This window comes from Aquirufa sp. 5-AUSEE-100C1 (assembly GCF_054558655.1).
This window is the reverse complement of sequence record NZ_JBPXKO010000001.1, coordinates 1-2,500: the sequence shown is the minus strand read 5'-3', so window position 1 is coordinate 2,500 and position 2,500 is coordinate 1. Positions and strand designations below refer to the sequence as shown.

Genomic DNA, 2,500 nt, shown 5'->3' with positions numbered 1-2,500 from the left:
CACTGGCGAGGTTAATCATATAGATGTGAGCAGCCGGAGCGAAAGCGAGTCTGAATAGGGCGCTTAGTCAGTGGGAGTAGACGCGAAACTTTGTGATCTACCCATGAGCAGGTTGAAGCTCCGATAACACGGAGTGGAGGACCGAACCAGTTTACGTTGAAAAGTATTTGGATGACTTGTGGGTAGGGGTGAAAGGCCAATCAAACTGAGAAATAGCTCGTACTCCCCGAAATGTTTTTAGGAACAGCCTCGGGGTTAAGTTTTAAGCAGGTAAAGCTACCAATAGGACTAGGGGGAGTCAAATCCTACCAAATCCTGATGAACTCTGAATGGCTTAAAATATACCCGGGAGTGAGGGCTGGGGTGCTAAGGTCCCAGTCCGAGAGGGAAAGAACCCAGACCAACAGCTAAGGTCCCAAAATCTTTACTAAGTTGAACTAAGGAAGTCTGATTGCAGTGACAGCCAGGATGTTAGCTTGGAAGCAGCTATTCATTTAAAGAGTGCGTAACAGCTCACTGGTCGAGCGAGGCGGGCATCGATAATAAACGGGCATCAAGTAAAGTACCGAAGCTTTGGATTATATTTATATACTGGTAGGGGAGCATTCTGATCTGCGGTGAAGGTTGAGCGACGAGCTTGGCTGGAGCGTTCAGAAAAGCAAATGTAGGCATGAGTAACGATAATGAGGGCGAGAAACCCTCACGCCGAAAGACTAAGGTTTCCTCAGCTATGCTAATCAACTGAGGGTTAGTCGGGGGCTAAGGGTCTAGCGAAAGCGACAACCTAATGCACAGCAGGTTAATATTCCTGCACTTACTTATTGGGCAATTAGATGACGGAGATTACAGGTTACCAGATACTGACGGAATAGTGTCTTTGAGAGGCGGCAGCAATGCCAAAACGAGTGTAGTGAGTAAACTTCCAAGAAAAGTCTAGGCGTGTATAACTGATAAGTAACCCGTACCGTAAACCGACACAGGTGGTCGAGAAGAATATTCTAAGGCGCTCGAGTGAATCACGGCTAAGGAACTCGGCAAATTAACCCTGTAACTTCGGGATAAAGGGAGCCTCGAGCAATCGAGGCCGCAGAGAAATGGCCCAGGCGACTGTTTAACAAAAACACATGGCTTTGCTAAATCGAAAGATGACGTATAAGGCCTGACACCTGCCCGGTGCTGGAAGGTTAAGGGGGGATGTTAGCTGCAAGGCGAAGCATTGAACTGAAGCCCCAGTAAACGGCGGCCGTAACTATAACGGTCCTAAGGTAGCGAAATTCCTTGTCGGGTAAGTTCCGACCTGCACGAATGGTGTAACGATCTGGGCACTGTCTCAGCCGTGAGCTCGGTGAAATTGTAGTAACGGTGAAGATGCCGTTTACCCGCAACGGGACGGAAAGACCCCATGAACCTTTACTATAGCTTAGCATTGAGTTTTGGTACTGGATGTGTAGGATAGGTGGGAGGCTGTGAGCCGGTGTCGCTAGGCATCGGGGAGCCAACGTTGAAATACCACCCTTCTTGTACTGGAATTCTAATCCCCAAAGGGGAGACATTGCTTGGTGGGTAGTTTGACTGGGGTGGTCGCCTCCAAAAGAGTAACGGAGGCTTTCAAAGGTTCCCTCAGCACGCTTGGTAACCGTGCGTAGAGTGCAATAGCAAAAGGGAGCTTGACTGTGAGACCGACAAGTCGATCAGGTACGAAAGTAGGATATAGTGATCCGGTGGTTTAGTATGGAACAGCCATCGCTCAAAGGATAAAAGGTACTCTGGGGATAACAGGCTGATCTCCCCCAAGAGCTCACATCGACGGGGAGGTTTGGCACCTCGATGTCGGCTCGTCACATCCTGGGGCTGGAGAAGGTCCCAAGGGTTCGGCTGTTCGCCGATTAAAGTGGCACGCGAGCTGGGTTCAGAACGTCGTGAGACAGTTCGGTCCCTATCTGTTGTGGGCGTAGGAATATTGACAGGTTCTGACTTTAGTACGAGAGGACCGAGTTGGACTGACCGCTGGTATATCAGTTGTTCTGCCAAGGGCATAGCTGAGTAGCCACGTCGGGACCAGATAAGCGCTGAAAGCATCTAAGTGCGAAACTGACCTGAAGATGAGTATTCCATGAAGGGTCCGTGTAGACGACACGGTCGATAGGCTACAGATGTAAAGACAGTAATGTCAAAGTCGAGTAGTACTAATTACCCGAAAGCTTACATTTTATTAATTTACACCCTGCTGTTTATTTTATCTCACAATATGGAAAAAGGCTATGACCTTGTAAAAAGTATGGAGCCGATAGGACGGGTGTTCACCTCTTCCCATCTCGAACAGAGAAGTTAAGCCCCGCACCGCTGATGATACTGGGATCAAACCCGGGAAAGTAAGTAAGCTCCAAGTTATTCAAACAGACCTGCACCAAAAGTGTGGGTCTTTTTTTTGCCTAATAGTCGCTAGTCGTCAGTGTTCAGTGGGCAGTAGTCAGTGGGCAGTAGTCAGTGGGCAGTAGTC

The 2,500-nt window shown here is 48.8% G+C and carries 2 rRNA genes (1 of these 2 cut by a window edge); both read left to right on the top strand.

Annotated elements, in window-relative coordinates:
* A 23S ribosomal RNA gene (locus ACMH5P_RS00010) occupies positions 1 to 2,210 on the top strand (it extends 622 nt beyond the left edge of the window).
* Between the two features lie 67 nt (positions 2,211 to 2,277).
* A 5S ribosomal RNA gene (rrf, locus tag ACMH5P_RS00005) occupies positions 2,278 to 2,389 on the top strand.
* Positions 2,390 to 2,500: the final 111 nt, after the last annotated feature.